This is a genomic window from Tissierella praeacuta DSM 18095, assembly GCF_900128955.1.
Lineage (GTDB): Bacteria > Bacillota > Clostridia > Tissierellales > Tissierellaceae > Tissierella > Tissierella praeacuta.
In genome coordinates this window covers 1-20,150 of record NZ_FQTY01000006.1, presented here as the reverse complement: position 1 = coordinate 20,150, position 20,150 = coordinate 1, and the positions used below count along the sequence as shown (strand labels likewise).

Genomic DNA, 20,150 nt, shown 5'->3' with positions numbered 1-20,150 from the left:
GGTTTTTAGTTTTATTTATATGAAATTACTATTTTATTTAAATTCAATATCTCCAGATGAAGTACTAATATTAATGGACTTTTCTCCTGAACCTATTGTAGCTATAAATCTACCTTTTTCATTTTCTTTTATATTCATATCTATAGATGAATTAAAATCACCGGAGGAAGTTGAACCTTTTATATTATAACTGGCATCATCACTAAGTTTAATAGAGATGTCACCAGAGCTAGTAGATATTTTCATATCTTCACTTAATTTCTTACTGTTTAAAGAGATATCTCCAGAACTGGAAGCTATAATGATTTCACCTATAAGACCATCTAGTTTCATATCACCAGAAGAAGTAGATAAATTTAAGGATTTTCCTTCTAAGTTTTCTAATTCTAAATCACCAGAGCTGGAAGAAATATTTATATTATTTCCAACTAAATTTTTTATATAAATATCACCAGAAGAAGTGTTGGTATTAAAATCACCTTTAAATGATTTAGGCACGAATACTTTTAAAATAACATCAGATTCTACTACTGAATAATTATTGGAGCTTATTTCAAGTTTAATATTTAATTTATTAGATATGTTTTCAACTTCTAAAATGGGAACAACATTGGTTTTCATTTTTCCATAATAATTAATCTGAACATTATCTCTATCTTCTGGAATTACTTTGATGTCAATAAAGGGAGAAGAAATATTTATAGTATCTATATTCTTTATTTCAGCAAATTTTTCTTCATTAATAGTTTCCCATTTTACATTTTTAGGATTTATGTCAAACCAGTTCCAGTCATTACCAATTCTATAACTAACTTTATCTTTATCATTTATTTTTATGCCATTCCATCCAATTCTTATTTCCTCATCACCATCACTAATTTTGATTCCATTCCACCCTATAGATACATGGTCATCTTTGTCTCTAACTTCTATTCCATCTGTACCTATTTTTACTATTTCATCCTTAGATTTAATATTTAATAAATTGCCAGATTTAGAATTTGTAAATTTATAATTATCATTATATCTTAGGGATAAAAAACCTACTCCAAAAGCAATTAGAGCAACAGCTAATAAAATTGGAACAAATTTTCTTATATTCATTTTTCAACTCTCCTATTTATTAATTACTTCTACATTCCATTGAATGTATTTAACCACTAGTTTATAAAATTCTTTTGTTAAATATATTGACAGTATTATTCCTAATGCACCTAATGCAATAAAACCTATACTAAATGATATAGAAGTAAGTATATGGGCTGATGTCATTGATTTGAAAAGACTAACTGGGAATCCAAATAGTATTGCTATACCACCTAATATCAAACTAAAGGAAATACCATATGAGCCAATTAACAAGGCTAATAATGTCATAAAAGGAGCTAATATTACCATTAGATTAAATCCTATTAATAATAAGGTAATCAACAATCTTCTTGTATTATCATTGGAACTATAATTGTTTTTATTATAGTTCGGTCTATATGTTGTTCTATAATTATTTGCTATTTCTTTAGGGTCTCCTAATTCTCTAGATATTTCTTCTTCTGATTTACCCTTAGAAATTCCTATATCAAAATGCTCTTCATAGTCTGTTAAAATATCTTGAATTTCATCAATGGGCAAGCCTTGTAAATATGTTTTTAATCTATCTAAATATTCTTTCCTCCTCATGATAACTCACCTCTTAATATATTGTTTACTCCATCAATAAAACTTTGCCATTCTATTTCTAAATCTTCGTAAACTTCCTCACCACGAGCCGTTAATTTATAGTACTTTCTAGGAGGACCTTCTTGGGACTCTTCTAAATAAGTAGTTACATATCCTTCAGCTCTGAACTTTCTAAGCAATGGATAGATAGTACCCTCAGAAATATTTATATATTGTGAAATATGTTCAACTAATTCATATCCATAGAAATCTCTTCTATCTAGCAAGGAAAGAACACAAAGCTCTAGGACACCCTTTTTAAATTGAATATTCATAAACTTCTCTCCTTATTATTATATAATGACTATAGTATATCATATGCTATCTTTTATTACAAGGTACTGGCATAAAAAAACACAGGAGAATATTCTCCTGTAGGTTAAAAACTTAATTCTTCTCTATGGACACTTACGCTCAAAATTATTCCGATGCAAATCATATTGGAGAGTTGAAATGTACCACCATAACTCATAAATGGAAGGGGAATACCTGTTATAGGCATAAGCCCTATGGTCATTCCTATATTTTCCCATATGTGGAAAAGAAACATTGCAGCAAAGCCTATTATCATTAGAGAACCAAATAAATCTTTAGACTTTTTAGCTATTTTAATAAATCTATTGAGTAATATAAAATATAGAAATATTAGTCCAAATCCACCAAGAAATCCTAATTCTTCACCAACTACGGAAAAAATATAATCAGTTTGTTTTTCTGGTACATAGTTAAATCCAGTTAGTACACCTTCAAATAAACCTCTACCAAAAACTTTTCCAGAGCCAATAGCAATCTTACCAAATTTTGCTTGATAACCAGTATTAGCTGCATCTCTTTCAGGGTCTAAGAAATTAAAAATTCGATCCTTCTGATATGAGCTAAGTTTAAACCATAGAACGGGAAGACTAAGGATTCCAATTAAAAATGCATATCCAATGTATCTCCACCTTATTCCGGCAATAAATAACATTGCAGCTATGAAAAAGATAAATACCATAGCAGTACCAGCATCTGGTTGTAGAAGTATTAGTATTACTGGTGTAAATGCAAATGCTAATATCTTCAGCAGTGTAAAGGGTTCATTTATATTTTCTTTATTGTTATCTATAAATTTAGCTAAAGATATAATTAAACCAATTTTTACAAACTCTGCTGGCTGAAATATTATAGGACCAAGTTTTAGCCAAGAATTTGCTCCCCATTGCTCCTTGCCAATACCAAAGATAAGAACTGCAATAAGTAAGAGATTACACACTACGTAAATTGGTATATATATTTTCCCTAAAAATTCGTAATCTAATAAGACTAATATGGCAATGATAACTAAGCCTAAAATTGTAGCTATGGCTTGAGTCTTTACATAGGACATCGTTCCTTTACTCAAAGTTGCACTCATTATCATAATAAGACCATATCCACATAGCAGAAGAGTCGTTAAAAATAAAATATAGTCAAAATTTTTATAGGATTTTTTCTTTAAATTAAACATAAACCTATTTCCTTTCATAAAGCAAATTTTATAAAATATAAAAGTTTAAATTTTACTTTAAATTCAATTATAACATATTTTGTTACTTTGAAATAGTTAAAAATATATGACAATATGGTATTATAAATATAAGAAAGGATGATTAAAATGTTAAATATTGGTTGCCATTTATCTGTTTCAAAAGGATTATATAGTGCAGCATTAGATGCAATTTCTATAGGTGCTAATACATTTCAGTTTTTTACAAGAAATCCTAGGGGTGGTAAAGCAAAAGAAATTGATATGGAGGATATAAATAAACTTAAACAAATAATGGAGGAATATAAATTTGCACCGATTTTTGCCCATGGTGCTTATACTATGAATCTTGCTTCAAATAAGAAGGAAACCAGGGAGTTTGCAAATATGATATTAAAGGATGACTTAGAAAGACTAAAATTAATTCCAAATACCTATTATATATTTCATCCAGGTTCCCATGTAGGTCAAGGAAGTGAAACAGGTATAGAACTTATAGTAAACGCACTTAATGAAGCAATAGATGAAAATAATAATACAATAGTATTATTAGAAGGTATGTCAGGTAAAGGAACAGAAATAGGAAGAAGTATGGAAGAACTTAAAGCTATAATAGATGGTGTGAATTATAATGAAAATCTAGGGATATGTATTGATAGCTGTCATTTATACTCAAGTGGTTATGATATAGTTAATGATTTAGATGGAGTATTGGAAGAAATAGACAAGATAATTGGTTTAGATAGGGTAAAAGCAGTTCATCTAAATGACAGTAAAGTGGAGTTTAATTCAAATAAGGATAGACATGAAGTAATAGGAAAAGGAACAATTGGGTTAGAAGCTATAATAAATATAATCAATCACCCATTATTAAAAAATTTACCTTTTAATCTAGAAACACCAAATGAATTAGACGGGTACAAAAAAGAAATTGAAATGCTCAGAAAGGAATATAGATGAATTTACTAAATCAATATATTATTGACAAATCCAAAGAGTTAAATATAGATATTTGTGGTTTTACAGATTCATTACCATTGTATAATTTAAGTGATTATTTAATATATAGAGAAAAAAATAATATAAAAACTGAATTTGAGGAAAAGGATTTAAATAAAAGAATAGATCCTAAGATTACCATGCCTAATTGTAGAACTATTATAGTTGTAGGTGTTTCTTATAATGTAGATTATAATGAAAAACCAAATTATAATCTAAAGGGAAAATTATCAAAGTCTAGTTGGGGCATAGATTATCATAAGGTATTAAAAGAAAAGATAGAGTTACTTATTAATGAAATAAAAAGAAAAGTAGATTTTGATTACAAATATTTTGTAGATACTGGACCATTAATAGATAGGGAATTAGCAAGGAAAGCAGGTATTGGTTACTATGGAAAGAATTGTTCCATTATAAATGATGAATATGGTTCCTTTATATTTTTAGGGTATATATTGACTGATTTGGAGTTGGAATTTAGTGAAGAAGTTTCGAATAAATGTGGAGATTGTGACCTTTGTTTGAGAGCCTGCCCTACTGGTGCCTTAGAAGGAGAATATAGTTTCAATCCTAAGAAATGTATATCATATCTAACACAAACAAAGGATAATATTCCAATAGAACTTAGGAGGAAAATGGGTATAAAAATATATGGTTGTGATACCTGTCAGTTAGTTTGTCCCCAAAATAAAGGAATAAAGAAAGCTAATCATAAGGAATTTATACCCAAAACAACAAAGGGTTATATGGATTTAAATGAGCTACTATATATATCAAACAAAGAATTTAAGAAAAAATATGGAGAAATGGCTGGTAGCTGGAGAGGAAAAAACATACTGAAAAGAAATGCAATAATTGCATTGGGAAATATGAAAAAAGAAGCAAATATAGAAATACTTATACCAATGTTAAGGGATTCTAACCCTATGATAAGAGAATATGCAGAATGGGCTATAGTAAATATTTTTTTAACAATGGTGTCCACTAAATAAAAATATATGTTATAATATGTATAGGCTACATATTAGAAAAATTAGGGAGGTTATATTGTGTCTAATGTTCATGAATTAAATTTTTTAAAGGAAAAAATTGAAGGACTTAAAAATGACGGTGTTTATAGGGAATTGCCTGTATTAGAAACTGCAAGCCAAGCAGAAGTAATATTAAATGGTAAAAAGGTTATAAACCTATCTTCAAACAATTATCTTGGATTTGCAAATCATCCTAGATTAAAAAAAGCTGCTATTGAGGCCGTTGAAAAATATGGAGCAGGTACAGGTGCTGTAAGAACTATTATAGGAAATATGGATATTCATGAAAACTTAGAAGCACTTCTAGCTAAATTTAAAAAAGATGAAGCAGCATTCTTATATCAATCTGCTTTTAACTGTAATGCAGGAACTATTCAAGCAGTTACAGAGGCAGGAGATATAATAATATCTGATGAATTAAATCATGCTTCAATAATAGATGGTTGTAGATTATCTAAAGCTTCTAAAGGAGTTTATAAGCACTCTGATATGGATAGTTTAGAGGCAGTATTAAAAGATGCTAGAGATAAATATAAAAATATCTTAATAATCACTGATGGTGTTTTCAGTATGGATGGAGATATAGCAAAACTTCCTGAAATAGTTAGTTTAGCAGAAAAATATGAAGCTTTGACCTATGTAGATGATTCTCATGGCTCAGGAGTATTAGGTGAAAGTGGACGAGGTACTATTGATCATTTTGGACTGCATGGTAGAGTAGATTTTTCAATGGGATGTCTTTCTAAGGGTATAGGAGTAATGGGAGGATATGTATCTGGTTCAAAGGCTATGTATGATTGGCTAAGCCATAGGGCAAGACCAGTATTGTTTAGTACATCTTTACCACCAGCAGTAATTGGTGCGGTTACTGAAGCAATAACTATGCTAATGGAATCAACAGAATATACAGATAGACTTTGGGATAATGCAAAATATTGGAAGTCAAAGATAGGAAGTCTTGGATTTAATACAGGACATAGTGAAACTCCAATTACTCCAGTAATTATTGGGGATGAAGCTAAGACAATGGAATTCAGCAGAAAATTACTTGAAAACGGAGTTTTCGTATCAGGTATAGTATTCCCAACAGTTCCAAGAGGAACAGGAAGAGTTAGATGTATGGTAACTGCAGAACATACAAAAGAACAACTAGATAGGGCAGTAGCTGTATTTGAAAAAGTAGGAAAAGAAATGAATATATTAAAATAATTTTAAGGGAGAGATATTCTCCCTTTTTCTTTTACATAAATATGATATAATGTGCAGAATATAAGTTTATAGAGGTGATAAATTTGACAATAGGTACTTGCTCACTAACACTAATTATATATGAATCTCATTCTTTAAAGGAAAAAAGACATGTTATAAAAAGTGTAATAGGGAGAATACAATCAAGATTTAATATATCAATAGCAGAAGTAGGTTTAAATGATAGTTGGCAAAGAGCTATAATTGGATTTGCTTGTGTGACAAATGATATAAATCATGCTAACCAAATATTATCAAATGTGATAAAATTTATAGATGAAGATAGTAGAGTAGAAATAATAGAAAATAAAATAGAAATATTGTAGGTGAGAAAATGAAGAAGATGCTATCAAAGAAAGAAATAAAAATTGTATTAGAAAAATTGGAGGGGAAATTTCCAGATGCAAAGGCGGAGTTGGATTTTACAAATTCCTTTGAATTGCTAATTGCCACTATACTTTCAGCACAATGTACAGATGTTCAGGTCAATAAAACTACATCAGTATTGTTTGAAGAATTAAAAACTCCTCAAGATTATATAAAGTTATCTGAGGAAGAATTAGGGAAAAGAATTAGATCCTGCGGTTTTTATAAGACAAAGAGTAAAAATATCTTAGAAACATGTAGGTTACTTATAGAAAATTATGGTGGGGAAGTTCCCAATACTATGGAAGACTTAGTTACATTGCCAGGAGTAGGTAGAAAGACAGCCAATGTAGTTTTATCTAATGCTTTTAATACTCCAGCTATTGCAGTAGATACCCATGTTTTTAGGGTATCTAATAGAATAGGATTGGCTAATAGTACCAATGTACTAGATACAGAGAAAGACTTAATGGATAATATAGAAAGAGAAATGTGGTCAAAGGCACATCATTTGCTAATCTTTCATGGTAGAAGGATTTGTAAAGCTAGAAAACCTTTATGTACTATATGTCCAATAACTGATTATTGCTTTTACTATAAAAAAGAAGTTAAACAATAGGAAGAAGGTGTTATTGTGAGAGATGAATTGATATTTTCTTTAGATATAGGAACTAGGACTATAATAGGTATGGTGGGAGAATATACTGAAGATGAAAGATTTAAGGTACTTGCTTTTACAATAAAGGAACATAAAAAGAGAAATATGTATGATGGACAGATCCATGATATAGAAGGGGTTGCCAATTTAGTTAATGAGATAGTAGTAGAATTGGAAGAAAAGATAGGGGAAAAACTAAAGGTTGTGTCCATTGCTGCTGCTGGACGAGCTTTGAAAACCCATAAAATAAGAATAGAAAAATCTATTGATAATGAAAAAGAAATATCTAAGTTTGATGTTGAAGCCTTAGAATTAGAAGCAATACAAAAAGCTCAAGAGGAAATAAACGAAATAGAGATAAATAAAAGCCTTAAATATTATAGTATAGGCTATTCTGTATCAGATTATTATTTAGATGAAGATAGAATAGAAAAATTAGAAGGGCATAAAGGGCAAAGGATAGGAGTTGATATTTTAGCAACATTTTTACCGCAAATAGTTATAGAAAGCCTATACTCTGTGATTTCAAGAACAGGATTGGAAGTAGGAAGTATTACTTTGGAACCTATTGCAGCAATTAACGTAGCAATAAAAAAAGAGTTAAGATTATTAAACTTAGCATTAGTGGATATAGGTGCAGGGACATCTGATATTGCCATTACAAAGGATGGACAAATTACTTCTTATGCCATGACTTCAACTGCAGGAGATGAGATAACGGAAAGACTGGCAAAGGCATATTTACTTGATTTTAATAGTAGTGAGAAATTAAAGATAGAACTTAGTAAACAAGAAGAGCATGAGTTTGTTGATGTAATTGGAATACCCTATAAATTAACTACTGCTGAAATAGTAAATACAATCAAGGATATAATTGAAAAGATTGCAGGAGAAATATCAGAAAAAATTCTTGAATTCAATGGTAAATCTCCAAACGCAGTATTTCTAATTGGTGGTAGTAGTCAAATGCCAATGCTAAGAGAAATGATTGCTGAAAAACTTGGATTGCCAAAGGAAAGAGTTGCCATAAGAGATGTATCTATTGTTGGAAATGTAGAAGGCTTAGAAGATTTTAATGGACCAGAGATGATAACACCTATTGGAATTGCAATAGAAGGTGCTCAAGATAAATATAAGAACTTTATTAAGGTGAATTTTTGTGGGGAAGAGGTTCGTATATTTAATTCCGAAGATATAGTTGTATCAGATGTATTAGTACTTACAGGATATGATCCGAAGAATTTGCTGCCAAAGAAATCTAATGATTTTGTATATTATCTAAATGGGAAGAAGAGAATAATAAAGGGGAAAGATGGAACTCAACCACAAATATTAGTAAATAAAAAGCAGGCTAATTTTAAAACGAAACTTTATAACAATGATAATATTGATATATTACCTAGTGTAGTAGAACCCGTAATAGCACCATATTTATATGATGTAGTTACAAAGGAAAAGATTGTATATTTTCAAGGGAAAGAGATTAATTTAGTAAAGTCCTTTAAGATAAACGGTGAAGAAGTACAAAACAACATTATTCTCACTTCAGGAGTTAATATAGAAATTGAAGAAATAAAAACATTAGAAGAATTAATTGGACAGTGCAAAGGTTTTTCCACTACAGATGAATTTTTAGTCAATGAAGTTAAGGTGCAGAATAACTATCAACTTAAAAATGGGGATATTATTGGAAAAATAGATAAAATCAATGTATCTAACAATAAGATAGATAATAAAAAGTTAATTAAACTGGTAATAAATGATGAATATATGGAAATATACTATAAGAAAGATAGATTTGTTTTTGTAGATATATTTGATTATATAGATTTTGATTTATCTTCATTAAAGGGTAAACTGGTTTTGAGAGTAAATGATAAAGATGCAGAATACCTAGAAGAATTAAAAGATGGGGATAATATAAAAGTTTATTGGGAATAGTAAAATATTAATATTCTAGGTTGGAGGATTTAGATGGGAAAGGGTAAGAAAATTTTATTATTTGTTGTTATAATAGTTTTTTCTATTGGTTTAGGAGCTGGAGCATATATTTATAAAAATATTTTAAGTATAGATACAATCTACAAAGGGGTAAAAATAGATAATTATGATGTAGGAGATAAAACAAAGGAACAAGCCCTAGAATATATAAAAGGGAAAAAAGAAGTAGAAATTGATAAAAAGAGTATGAATTTAAAATATGATGGGAATATTTATAAAATTAATTTGCGAGAATTAGGTTTTTCCTATAAATATGATGAAGCTGTTAACAATGCTTTTCAATTAGGTAGAGAAGGAAATTTTATTAAAAGATTAAAAAATATATCTGAAATAAAATCTGGAGCAGATATACCATTGGAATCTTTTTATGAAAGTGATAAGATAAAAGATATGGCTAACAATATTTCCCAAGAAATAAATAAAAAATCAGTGGATGCTGTACTTAATTTTAATAATGGAAAGATTACTGTAACAGATGAGGTTATAGGGAAAAAAGTATTAGTAAATGAGTTGATTGAAAAGATAGATAAAAATATTTATGAACTAAAAGATATAGAAATCCCAGTAGAAGATGTACAACCGAGGTTAACAAAACAACTTTTATCTAGAATAAATGGAGTTATAGGTGAATTCTCTACTTCTTTTAAAGGAAGCGGTAGTGGAAGAGTAGAAAATATTAGATTATCGGCTAGGGCAATTAGCAATAAACTTATTTTACCTGGGGAGGAGTTTTCATATAATAATGCAACAGGACCTAGATCAGCAAATTCAGGATATAAGGAAGCTAATGTAATTATAGGTGGAGAGTTAACACCGGGACTTGGAGGAGGAGTTTGTCAGACTTCTACTACAATGTATAATTCTTTGTTGCTTGCAGATCTTACTATACTTGAAAGACATTCTCATTCTATACCTGCTAAGTATGTTCCCTATGGTCAAGATGCGGCAGTATCATATGGATATTTGGATTTAAAGTTTAGAAATGATTTTGATTTTCCTATATATACTTATGCTAAGGTAGTATCAGATCGTGTATATGTATATATTTATGGAGATACAAAGGCAAAAAATTATGTTGTAAAGATAAATCCAGAGATTGTCGAAACTATAGAACCTAAAACAGAAGAAGTATATGATGAAAAATTGGCACCAGGAACTAGACTAGATATGCAAAAAGGAAGGAAAGGCTATAAGGTCGATACTTATAAAACTATAATAAAAAACGGAAAAGTAATATCAAAAACAAAGATTACTTCAGACCATTATAGGAAAAAAGATTATATATATAAAGTTGGACCTAGTGAATAAACTAATACAGCAATAGATAAAACATATAGAGAAAGGTAGGCACAACAATTTGACAGAATTAAATGAGCTATTTGATAAAGAAGTAGAATGTCCTATTTGTTCAAACAAATTTACAACTAAAAAAATAAGAGCATCTAGGCTAAGAATTTTAAAAAGAGATAAGGATTTTTTAAATTATTATAATAATGAAAACCCAATAAAATATAGCATATTTGTATGCCCAAACTGTGGATATGCTGCATCTGAAAATAAATTTAATGATATTAGAAAAGACCAAATTGGAATAATTATAGATAATATAGCATCAAGATGGAAGAAGAGGGATTTTGGTGGAGTTAGAAATTTAGATGAGGCTATAGAAACCTATAAATTATCTTTGATTACGGCAACTTTATTAAAATTTACAAGTTTAGAACAAGGAAATATTTGTTTAAATATAGGATGGTTATATCGTTTAAAGGAAGATAAAGAAGGCGAAAAGAGATTTTTGGAATTGGCTAGAGAGCAATTTATAGAAGCATATAATAAAGAATCCCTAAGTTCTACAAATATGGATGACGGTAAATTATCTTACTTAATAGGAGAATTATCAAGAAGAATAGATGATAAAGAAGAAGCTTTATCTTGGTTTAATACTTGTTTAAGTCTTTCTTCAACGAGAATGAATCCATCATTAAATGAGATGGCTAGAGAACAGTGGAGAATAGTAAAGGAGATATAAATATGAACCCTAAATTTTACTCATTCGATTCATCTATAGGTAAATTAACTATATATTTTATAGAAAACGAAATAATAGCTCTTTCTTTTAAAGGAGGGGACAACCTTAGATATATAGAAAGATATTATGGCACTCCTGTTGAAGTAGAGAGTAAGGACTACAATTATCATGAAGAAATAATTAGATATTTAGAGGGTGAATTAAAGGAGTTTACTATACCATTTTCCTTCAAGGGAACTTCTTTTCAAGAAAGTGTATGGAATGAGCTGCTAAATATACCCTATGGAGAAACTAGAACATATAAAGAGTTAGCTGAAAAGGTAGGATGCCCCAAAGGATCTAGAGCAGTTGGTGGTGCATTAAATAAGAATCCCATAGCAATAATTGTACCCTGTCATAGGGTAGTAGGTTCAAAGGGTAAGTTAGTAGGATTTGCAGGAGGGATTGAACTAAAAAGTAAATTATTAAAATTAGAAAAGTATAACATTATATAAGTAATTTGAATATCCTGATATAAAAACAGAAAGGGGAATAGAAATGAATTATCCTATTGTTTTTATACCAGGACTTTTTGGTTCTATGGGGGATGATGTAATAAAGGGAACAGGAGATTTTTCTTTTGGTTTGGCAGAAAGGATTTATAGACCTTTTATTGAAATATTAAGTGATATGGGATATAAAGAAGGTTTAAATTTGTTTGTTTGTTATTATAATTGGAAAATTCCTGTATTAGAAGCAGTAGATAAATATTTGTATCATTGTATAGAAAAAGCAAAAACCAGTACAGGTATGAAAAAAGTAATAATCATTGGTCATAGCTTAGGCGGATTACTAGGAAGAGCTTTTATTAACTATTTTAATCCTTCTGTTGTTGATAAGTTAATTATGATAGGGACTCCAAATCTAGGAACTGTAGATGCATATCGGTTTTGGAGTGGAGGAAAACTTCCTTATCCTAAGATAGAGGACAATATTATTTATAGCGGGTTAAAACTTGGATTGATACTTTATTATTATTTATTTGAAAAAACAAACTATATAGAAGCTTTAAGAGAGATGTTTCCTGTTGCAAAGGATTTACTGCCTAGTTATGAATACGGAGATTATTTGTTTTGGGAAAATAAGGGCATAAAGGAACAAATTCCAATAAGAAATATGTCTATAAATAATTCATTTTTAAACAGGTTAGAAAAGAATTTTATAAATGAAGATGATTTGTTTATCATAAGTGGCAAAGGGGTTTATACCAATAAAGAATTTATAGTAGATTTGAAAGAAAAGGGAAAAATTAAATGGGCAGATGGGAAGCCGAAAAAAGCACATAAAACAAGTTATGGAGATGGCACTGTAACTACAGTAAGTGCTTTAGGAAATTTAGGTGGGAAAAATATAATATTAGATGGAAATCATACAAATATTTTATACAAGTCCAGTAATTATCTAGCAGATATTTTAGGTAAGACTTTCACCAGAGAAATTAAAGATAAGAGTATGGAGAAAGCATATGTTATTTTAGGGGATAATTGTAATAAAATAAATATTAAGACTTTAAATATTAATGAAATATCTGGTAAGTATGTGGATATTAGTGATAATAGGGTTCAAACAATAAATTTATCATATAACAGGTTTTTAATAATGGTTGTAGGTGATAATAATTTAGAGATTAAATTAGATATAGAACCTATTGGCACAAAAAAACCAAAAGTATTTATGATAACTATAGATAAGGAAGGGTTTGAATTTGAAGATAATACATTAAAATATAAGTTATAAATAAGTAGATAAATAAATTTTTCTATAGATAATATATAGGGAAGAATTAATAATGGGGTAAAATATTTTTTTAAAATTAAAATATAACATATTATTATCTGTTTTTCTATTTTAATTTTATATTCTTTATGTTATATTAAGTAGTTGAGGAGTGAGAAAAATGAAATATAAATTAGTTGCTATAGATATGGATGGTACACTTTTAAATAGTAAAAATCAAGTGTCACATAGAACCAAAGAAGCAATAGTCAATGCAAGGGCTAGAGGAACTTATATTGTTTTATCTACAGGTAGAGTATTGAAATCCGCATTATCTTATTCCAAAGATTTGGATTTGAAAAATCCAATAATTGCATGTAATGGAGCAATAATTGCAGATGAAAATGGTAATATTTTTTATAAAAACCCTATAGATAATAGTTTAGTAAAGGAAATAGTTCATCTTGCTAGAAGCAAAGATATTTATTATCACTTTTATGATGAAAATAGATTTTATTCTCATAATAGAGTTGATGAAATTCTTAAGTTTTATAGCGAAGGAGATGATAATAATAGAATAGATATAAAGATATTTAAAGATATAGAAGAAATAACTGGCATGGAGGACTTAAATATATATAAGTTCTTATTTATTGATGAGGATAAGAATAAGCTACAAAAATTAAGAGATGAGTTAGATAGATTAAAGAGTTTAGAAACTTCAAGCTCTTGGTCTAATAATATAGAGGCAATGAGGTTAAATGTATCAAAGGGTGAAGGGTTAAAAGAATTATGTAATAAACTTAAAATAGATTCAAATGAAGTAATTGCTATTGGTGACAATGAGAATGATTTATCTATGATTAAGTTCGCTGGATTAGGTGTAGCCATGGGAAATGGTAATGAGTATATAAAAAAACAGGCAGATTATATTGCAGATTCAAATGATGAAGATGGTGTAGCAAAAATAATAGAGAAATTTGTATTAGAATTAGAATAGGAGATGATGACTGAGTTATGTCATTACATATAGTACTTGTAGAACCAGAAATACCTTCAAATACAGGAAATATTGCTAGAACCTGTGCACTTACAGGAACAGTGCTTCATTTAGTCAGACCTTTAGGATTTTCTGTAGATGATAAGGCTCTTAAAAGAGCAGGACTTGATTATTGGAATCTAGTTGAAATACATTATTACGATAGTTTTTTTGAAGTATTAGAAAAATATCCTAATGGGGAATTTTACTATGCTACCACTAAATCGAAAAATAAATATACAGATAATCATTATAAAGATGAATCTTTCTTCGTATTTGGAAAGGAAACAAAAGGATTATCTAAAGAAATATTAGAAGGAAATATTGATAAAGGTATTAGAATACCTATGAGAAGCAATATAGCTAGATCATTAAATTTGGCAAATTCAGTTAATATAATATTATATGAAGCATTGAGGCAGTTAAATTTTCCGAATATAGAATAAAAGTTAAACAGAGCAAATTATTATATATTAAGAAAAGTGGATAAAAAAGCAAAAGAATAAATAGGTTAATAAAATTATCTAGGAGGTTGGTTATGGATATAGCACTACCAGTACTTGGTGGACTTGGATTGTTTCTATATGGAATGAATATAATGGGAACAGGGCTCCAAAAAGCAGCAGGTGAAAAGTTAAAGAAGTTAATAGAAGTACTTACCAACAATAGATTGATGGGTGTTGTTGTGGGTGCTTTAGTAACCATGGTAATTCAAAGTAGTTCTGCTACTACAGTTATGGTAATAGGATTTGTGAATGCTGGACTTATGTCTTTGTATCAAGCTGCAGGAGTTATTATGGGTGCAAATATTGGTACAACTGTAACTGCTCAATTAATTGCATTTAAGCTGACAGACTATGCACCATTGGCAGTAGCCATAGGTGTAGGCATATGGATGACAACTTCTAAAAAAAAGTCGAAAAATATAGCAGAAATACTTATTGGATTTGGTATTCTATTTATAGGAATGGACATGATGGGAAATGGATTAAAACCCTTAGCAGGTTTACCGGCATTTGCTAATATAATGGTTAGGTTAAATAATCCAGTTTTAGGTATGTTGGTGGGTTTAGGACTTACTACTATAGTTCAAAGTAGTAGTGCATCTATAGGTCTATTGCAAGCGTTAGCAGGACAGGGCTTACTAGATATAAATATTGCTTTTCCAATTCTTTTTGGAGATAATATTGGTACAACTACAACAGCTATGATTTCATCAGTTGGAGCAAATAGGACAGCAAAACGAGCAGCAATTATACATTTTTTATTTAACTTAATGGGTACAATTATATTTATGACAATTTTGAGAATACCAATACAAAAATTAGTAACGAAAATATCTCCAAATGATATTCAAAGGCAAATAGCTAATGCTCATACATTATTTAATTTATTAAATGTGGCTATACAATTACCTTTTGCAGGACTATTAGTTGAGGCAGCAAAAGCTATAGTTCCTGGAGACGATAGAGTAGAGATTCACGAAGCAAAATTCCTTGACTTTAGGATTATAGAAACACCTTCTATAGCATTAGGACAGGTTAGAAAAGAAATTGCAAGAATGGGTAATTATGTAGAAGAAAATCTAGGTAAAGCTCAGAGGGCTTTTGTAGAAGGCAAATATGAAGAAATAGAACCAGCTTTGGAACAGGAACAAAAAATAAATAAATTGCAAAGAGAAATAACTGATTATCTAGTGAGACTTTCAAACGCACCATTATCAGATGAAGAGCATAAACAGGTTAATGTGTTTTTTAACAATGTAAATGATATAGAGAGAGTTGGAGACCATGCAGAGAATATAGTTGAACTTGCTGAAGAGAGAAGAGAAGGAAATCTTCAATTTACAGAAGATGCTATAGAAGAATTAAATGAGATTTTTGGTAAATGCCAACTAGGATTTCAAAAAGCAATGGAAGCATTTAAGACTAATGGCGAAGCTTTAGCTAGAGAAGTTTTAGCTATAGAAGATGAAGTAGATGAATTAGAATCTAAAAATAGAACCAATCATATAGATAGATTAAATAAAGGATTATGCTCAACGGGACCTGGAATAATATTTTTAGATGCTATTTCTAATTTAGAAAGGGTATCAGACCACTGTTCTAACATAGCATTATATGTATTAGATAATTATAAAACAAAGCCTAAAAATATATAAAAAAGATTAATATAAAAAGGGGTTGTATAATTATATTTTATATATTATAATATTAGTGAAATGTGAAAAAACTATCAAATAATTGCATTATCTGGATGATTAATGCGGGAGAGACCATATTTTTATATGGCGCCGAAGGAAAAAGTTGATGGGCAGCCAATCCACAATGAAACTCTCAGGCAAAAGGACCGTGTTATGACAGAACTCTGGAAAGCGAAAGCACCGAAGGAGCAACCCAATTTTGGAGAATCTCTCAGGTCAATGAACAGAGTAAGTAGGCCTAATGACCTATTTATTCTGTTTTTTTATTCTTTTTTTTATTCTTTTTTTTATTATAATAGTAACAGATGTTATAAAGACTTAACAATAAAGCACAAATATGAAAAATAATTTAATTTTATATTGATTTTTTAAAATCAATAAGACTATAATTAAATTGACGTAATTGATACAAACTATAATAGTTCTTCAATTAAAGATGAATAATATTTTAAAATGAATATTATCAATAAAGTTATTAAAAATTTTATTAGAGAACTACATAAAATATTTTCTAAGGAGGAAGACAAATGATTTATGATGTAATAATCATAGGAGCAGGTCCAGCAGGTTTAGCAGCAGGACTATATTCATCAAGAGCAAGGCTTAATACTTTAATTATTGAAAAAGAGGGCGAAGGTGGACAAATAAAGACTACTGATGAAGTTGCTAATTATCCAGGCTCTATACAAAATGCTAGTGGACCATCTTTAATAGAGAGAATGGTAGAACAAGTTAATGAATTTGGTGCAAAAAGAGTAATTGATGAAATCAAATCAGTAGAGTTAGAAGGAAAAATAAAGGTTTTAAAAGGTGCTAAAGAAGAATATCAAGCAAAAACAGTTATCATAGCAACTGGTGCAACTCCAAGACCAATAGGATGCCCAGGAGAAAAAGAATTAACTGGTAGAGGAGTTTCATACTGTGCTACTTGTGATGCTGCTTTCTTCGAAGACTTAGAGGTATTTGTAGTAGGCGGAGGAGATTCAGCTGTTGAAGAAGCTATGTATTTAACAAAATTTGCTAGAAAAGTAACTATCGTTCATAGAAGAGATGAGTTAAGAGCAGCTAAATCAATTCAAGAAAAAGCATTTAAAAATGAAAAAATGAATTTCATGTGGGATACAGTTATCACTGAATTAAAGGGTGATGGCATTCTTGAATCAATGATAGTTAAAAATGTTAAAACTGGAGAAGAAAAAGAAATATTCGCAGATGAAGATGATGGTACATTTGGAGTATTTGTATTCGTAGGATATAATCCAGCTACAAAATTATTTGATGGAATAATTAATATGGAAAATGGGTATATAAAAACTGATGATGATATGAAGACTAATGTAGCTGGAGTATTTGCAGCAGGAGATAACAGAGTTAAATCACTTAGACAAGTAGTTACAGCTACTGCTGATGGAGCTATAGCAGCAGTTCAAGCTGAAAAATATATAAATGAAAACTTTGAAGACTAATAAATAAAGTCAAATTAACAATGCTTAAAAATAAATTTAGGAGGTATAATAAATGTTAGAACTTAATAAGGATAATTTTGAATCAGAAGTATTACAAGCAGAAGGATATGTATTAGTAGATTTCTGGGGTCCAACATGTGAACCTTGTAAAGCACTTATGCCACATGTTCACGCTTATGAAGAACAATATGGTGATAAAATTAAATTTACATCATTAGATATTACAAAGGCAAGAAGACTTGCTATTGGACAAAAGGTTATGGGATTACCTGTAATCGCTATTTACAAAGGTGGAGAAAGAATAGATGCAGTAGTAGCTGATGAAGCTACAAAAGAATCAGTTGAAGAATTAATTAAAAAATATATTTAATTAATTAAATATATAACTTCGAAATTTATTCGAGTAGTACAAATATCAAGGTTTTAATTCTGGGCCTTAGGCCCAGAATTGAGATATAGATACTTGCTAAAATAAGAGGAGGTGAATTTTATGCGTCTGGAATTAGGCCATGTGCTAATTAAAGATGTTCAATTTGGTAATGAAACCAAACTTGAAAAAGGGGTGCTAACAGTTAATAAGGAAGAATTAATTAACTTGATAAAAGAAGATGAGCACCTTGCATCAGTAGACGTAGATATTGCAAAACCTGGTGAAAGTGTTAGAATTACACCTGTTAAGGACGTAGTAGAACCAAGAGTGAAGGTGGAAGGTCCAGGAGGTGTTTTCCCAGGAATATTATCAAAGGTTGATGTTGTAGGTTCAGGAAAAACTAATGTTTTAAAAGGTTGTGTTGTTATGACAACTGGTAAAATCGTTGGTTTCCAAGAAGGTATTGTTGATATGTCAGGACCTGGAGCAGAATTTACTCCATTCTCCAAAACAATAAACCTAGTATTAAAATGTGAACCAGTAGAAGGATTAAAACAACATGATCATGAAAGAGCAGTAAGATTCGCAGGATTTAAGGCGGCAGCTTATCTTGCAGAAACTGCAAAATCAATGACACCAGATACAGTAGAGGTATATGAAGTTGATCCATTCTTGAAAGGAATTGAAAAGTATCCTAATCTTCCAAAGGTTGGATATGTTCAAATGCTTCAAACTCAAGGATTACTTCATGACACTTATGTATACGGTGTAGACGCTAAACAAATAGTGCCAACTATAATGTATCCAACTGAAATTATGGATGGTGCAATTGTAAGTGGTAACTGTGTATCAGCTTGCGATAAGAACACAACTTATCATCAAATGAATAACCCAGTTATTCATGACCTTTTAGCGGAACACGGAAAAACACTTAACTTTGTAGGCGTTATAATCACAAATGAAAACGTTTATCTAGCTGACAAAGAAAGATCATCAAACTGGACAGCAAAACTTGCTGAATATCTAGGACTTGATGGAGTTATAGTTTCACAAGAAGGTTTCGGTAACCCAGATACTGACCTTATAATGAATACTAAGAAAATAGAAGCTAAAGGTATTGATACTGTAATAATTACTGATGAGTATGCAGGTAGAGACGGTGCCAGCCAATCTCTTGCAGATGCTGATCCTTCAGCTAACGCAGTAGTTACAGGTGGTAATGCTAACGAAATAATCGTATTACCAAAGATGGATAAAGTAATTGGTACTTTAGATTATGTTGACATTATAGCAGGTGGATTTGACGGAAGTTTAGCAGCTGATGGTACAATCACAGTTGAAATCCAAGCTATAACTGGTGCAACTAATGAAGTTGGATTTAACAAAATGTCCGCTAGAGGATTCTAATTATATAAATATATGTATTTAAATTAAAATATAATACAAAAGATTAAGAGAATATAAAAAAGAAAGGAAGTGGCAAGATGTCAATTTTTAATGAGAACACAAAAGTTATCATTATTGGTGACAGAGATGGTATACCAGGACCAGCTATGGAAGAATGTATAAAGACCACTCCTGCAGAAGTAGTATTTTCAGCAACTGAATGTTTTGTCTGAACGGCTGCAGGCGCAATGGACTTAGAAAATCAAAAAAGGGTTAAAGATTTAACTGAAAAATACGGTGCAGAAAATATGCTAGTATTAATCGGTGGTGCAGAAGCTGAATCAGCAGGATTAGCAGCTGAAACAGTTACAGCAGGAGA

At 29.9% G+C, this 20,150-nt stretch carries 21 protein-coding genes and 1 riboswitch; of the genes, 17 read left to right on the top strand and 4 right to left on the bottom strand.

Annotation, left to right across the window (positions count from 1 at the left end):
• Positions 1-33: 33 nt before the first annotated feature.
• From BUB33_RS08095 to rodA, 4 genes are all read right to left on the bottom strand, one after another.
• Positions 34-1,104 carry a DUF4097 family beta strand repeat-containing protein gene (locus BUB33_RS08095; protein ID WP_072975289.1) on the bottom strand — a complete coding sequence of 357 codons (1,071 nt, stop codon included), beginning with the start codon at positions 1,102-1,104 and terminating at the stop codon, positions 34-36.
• 12 nt (positions 1,105-1,116) lie between these two features.
• Positions 1,117-1,677, bottom strand: a complete 561-nt coding sequence (locus BUB33_RS08090; protein WP_084725288.1) for a DUF1700 domain-containing protein — start codon at positions 1,675-1,677, stop codon at positions 1,117-1,119.
• Positions 1,674-1,991 carry a PadR family transcriptional regulator gene (locus tag BUB33_RS08085; protein ID WP_072975283.1) on the bottom strand — a complete coding sequence of 106 codons (318 nt, stop codon included), beginning with the start codon at positions 1,989-1,991 and terminating at the stop codon, positions 1,674-1,676. Before BUB33_RS08085 ends, BUB33_RS08090 begins: the two co-directional genes overlap by 4 nt.
• Positions 1,992-2,095: 104 nt before the next feature.
• Positions 2,096-3,202 (bottom strand): rod shape-determining protein RodA, encoded by a 1,107-nt coding sequence (gene rodA / locus BUB33_RS08080; RefSeq protein WP_072975280.1) that lies wholly within the window; start codon positions 3,200-3,202, stop codon positions 2,096-2,098.
• Positions 3,203-3,349: 147 nt separating this feature from the next.
• Between rodA and BUB33_RS08075 the strand changes: the two genes are divergently transcribed.
• The 17 genes from BUB33_RS08075 to grdA all read left to right on the top strand — a co-directional run.
• Complete coding sequence (locus BUB33_RS08075) at positions 3,350-4,180, top strand: deoxyribonuclease IV (protein ID WP_072975277.1); 831 nt, start codon at positions 3,350-3,352, stop codon at positions 4,178-4,180.
• Positions 4,177-5,211 carry a tRNA epoxyqueuosine(34) reductase QueG gene (gene queG / locus BUB33_RS08070; RefSeq protein ID WP_072975275.1) on the top strand — a complete coding sequence of 345 codons (1,035 nt, stop codon included), beginning with the start codon at positions 4,177-4,179 and terminating at the stop codon, positions 5,209-5,211. Before BUB33_RS08075 ends, queG begins: the two co-directional genes overlap by 4 nt.
• 57 nt (positions 5,212-5,268) lie before the next feature.
• Positions 5,269-6,459: a glycine C-acetyltransferase gene (locus BUB33_RS08065; protein ID WP_072975272.1), complete on the top strand. Its 1,191-nt coding sequence runs from the start codon at positions 5,269-5,271 to the stop codon at positions 6,457-6,459.
• Positions 6,460-6,542: 83 nt separating this feature from the next.
• Positions 6,543-6,824: a DUF503 domain-containing protein gene (locus BUB33_RS08060; RefSeq protein WP_072975269.1), complete on the top strand. Its 282-nt coding sequence runs from the start codon at positions 6,543-6,545 to the stop codon at positions 6,822-6,824.
• An 8-nt stretch (positions 6,825-6,832) separates the two neighbouring features.
• Complete coding sequence (gene nth / locus BUB33_RS08055) at positions 6,833-7,483, top strand: endonuclease III (protein ID WP_072975266.1); 651 nt, start codon at positions 6,833-6,835, stop codon at positions 7,481-7,483.
• Positions 7,484-7,498: 15 nt separating this feature from the next.
• Complete coding sequence (locus BUB33_RS08050; RefSeq protein WP_234950020.1) at positions 7,499-9,463, top strand: cell division protein FtsA; 1,965 nt, start codon at positions 7,499-7,501, stop codon at positions 9,461-9,463.
• Positions 9,464-9,496: 33 nt separating this feature from the next.
• A complete protein-coding gene (locus tag BUB33_RS08045; RefSeq protein ID WP_072975262.1) occupies positions 9,497-10,831 on the top strand; it encodes a VanW family protein in 1,335 nt (444 codons plus the stop codon).
• A gap of 49 nt (positions 10,832-10,880) precedes the next feature.
• Complete coding sequence (locus tag BUB33_RS08040; RefSeq protein WP_072975260.1) at positions 10,881-11,552, top strand: DUF2225 domain-containing protein; 672 nt, start codon at positions 10,881-10,883, stop codon at positions 11,550-11,552.
• Positions 11,553-11,554: 2 nt separating this feature from the next.
• Positions 11,555-12,046, top strand: a complete 492-nt coding sequence (locus BUB33_RS08035; RefSeq protein WP_072975258.1) for a methylated-DNA--[protein]-cysteine S-methyltransferase — start codon at positions 11,555-11,557, stop codon at positions 12,044-12,046.
• Positions 12,047-12,089: 43 nt separating this feature from the next.
• Positions 12,090-13,328, top strand: a complete 1,239-nt coding sequence (locus BUB33_RS08030; protein ID WP_072975256.1) for a lipase family alpha/beta hydrolase — start codon at positions 12,090-12,092, stop codon at positions 13,326-13,328.
• A gap of 160 nt (positions 13,329-13,488) precedes the next feature.
• Entirely contained in the window at positions 13,489-14,307 is an 819-nt protein-coding gene (locus BUB33_RS08025; RefSeq protein ID WP_072975254.1) for a Cof-type HAD-IIB family hydrolase, read from the top strand.
• 17 nt (positions 14,308-14,324) lie between these two features.
• A complete protein-coding gene (locus BUB33_RS08020) occupies positions 14,325-14,792 on the top strand; it encodes a tRNA (cytidine(34)-2'-O)-methyltransferase (RefSeq protein WP_072975252.1) in 468 nt (155 codons plus the stop codon).
• Between the two features lie 92 nt (positions 14,793-14,884).
• Positions 14,885-16,507: a Na/Pi cotransporter family protein gene (locus tag BUB33_RS08015; protein WP_072975250.1), complete on the top strand. Its 1,623-nt coding sequence runs from the start codon at positions 14,885-14,887 to the stop codon at positions 16,505-16,507.
• Positions 16,508-16,602: 95 nt separating this feature from the next.
• A riboswitch (glycine riboswitch) is annotated at positions 16,603-16,708 on the top strand.
• Positions 16,709-17,076: 368 nt separating this feature from the next.
• On the top strand, positions 17,077-18,015 hold the full coding sequence (gene trxB / locus BUB33_RS08010) for a thioredoxin-disulfide reductase (protein WP_072975247.1): 939 nt from the start codon (positions 17,077-17,079) through the stop codon (positions 18,013-18,015).
• Between the two features lie 52 nt (positions 18,016-18,067).
• Positions 18,068-18,385, top strand: coding sequence for a thioredoxin TrxA (gene trxA, locus BUB33_RS08005; protein ID WP_072975245.1), 318 nt, complete (start codon positions 18,068-18,070; stop codon positions 18,383-18,385).
• Positions 18,386-18,505: 120 nt separating this feature from the next.
• Positions 18,506-19,792, top strand: coding sequence for a glycine/sarcosine/betaine reductase component B subunit (locus BUB33_RS08000; protein ID WP_072975242.1), 1,287 nt, complete (start codon positions 18,506-18,508; stop codon positions 19,790-19,792).
• A 77-nt stretch (positions 19,793-19,869) separates the two neighbouring features.
• A partial coding sequence (gene grdA / locus BUB33_RS16590; protein WP_268807673.1) for a glycine/sarcosine/betaine reductase complex selenoprotein A occupies positions 19,870-20,150 on the top strand: 281 nt, incomplete at its 3' end.

What these genes read in the sequence shown, in the direction of transcription:
- nth (WP_072975266.1), top strand. Translation starts at nt 6,833, where the DNA reads ATGAAGAAGATGCTATCAAAGAAAGAAATAAAAATTGTATTAGAAAAA.
- BUB33_RS08000 (WP_072975242.1), top strand. Translation starts at nt 18,506, where the DNA reads ATGCGTCTGGAATTAGGCCATGTGCTAATTAAAGATGTTCAATTTGGT.
- BUB33_RS08035 (WP_072975258.1), top strand. Translation starts at nt 11,555, where the DNA reads ATGAACCCTAAATTTTACTCATTCGATTCATCTATAGGTAAATTAACT.
- rodA (WP_072975280.1), bottom strand. Translation starts at nt 3,202, where the DNA reads ATGTTTAATTTAAAGAAAAAATCCTATAAAAATTTTGACTATATTTTA.
- BUB33_RS08090 (WP_084725288.1), bottom strand. Translation starts at nt 1,677, where the DNA reads ATGAGGAGGAAAGAATATTTAGATAGATTAAAAACATATTTACAAGGC.
- queG (WP_072975275.1), top strand. Translation starts at nt 4,177, where the DNA reads ATGAATTTACTAAATCAATATATTATTGACAAATCCAAAGAGTTAAAT.
- BUB33_RS08025 (WP_072975254.1), top strand. Translation starts at nt 13,489, where the DNA reads ATGAAATATAAATTAGTTGCTATAGATATGGATGGTACACTTTTAAAT.
- BUB33_RS08015 (WP_072975250.1), top strand. Translation starts at nt 14,885, where the DNA reads ATGGATATAGCACTACCAGTACTTGGTGGACTTGGATTGTTTCTATAT.
- trxA (WP_072975245.1), top strand. Translation starts at nt 18,068, where the DNA reads ATGTTAGAACTTAATAAGGATAATTTTGAATCAGAAGTATTACAAGCA.
- BUB33_RS08030 (WP_072975256.1), top strand. Translation starts at nt 12,090, where the DNA reads ATGAATTATCCTATTGTTTTTATACCAGGACTTTTTGGTTCTATGGGG.
- BUB33_RS08045 (WP_072975262.1), top strand. Translation starts at nt 9,497, where the DNA reads ATGGGAAAGGGTAAGAAAATTTTATTATTTGTTGTTATAATAGTTTTT.
- BUB33_RS08020 (WP_072975252.1), top strand. Translation starts at nt 14,325, where the DNA reads ATGTCATTACATATAGTACTTGTAGAACCAGAAATACCTTCAAATACA.
- BUB33_RS08075 (WP_072975277.1), top strand. Translation starts at nt 3,350, where the DNA reads ATGTTAAATATTGGTTGCCATTTATCTGTTTCAAAAGGATTATATAGT.
- BUB33_RS08095 (WP_072975289.1), bottom strand. Translation starts at nt 1,104, where the DNA reads ATGAATATAAGAAAATTTGTTCCAATTTTATTAGCTGTTGCTCTAATT.
- trxB (WP_072975247.1), top strand. Translation starts at nt 17,077, where the DNA reads ATGATTTATGATGTAATAATCATAGGAGCAGGTCCAGCAGGTTTAGCA.
- BUB33_RS08085 (WP_072975283.1), bottom strand. Translation starts at nt 1,991, where the DNA reads ATGAATATTCAATTTAAAAAGGGTGTCCTAGAGCTTTGTGTTCTTTCC.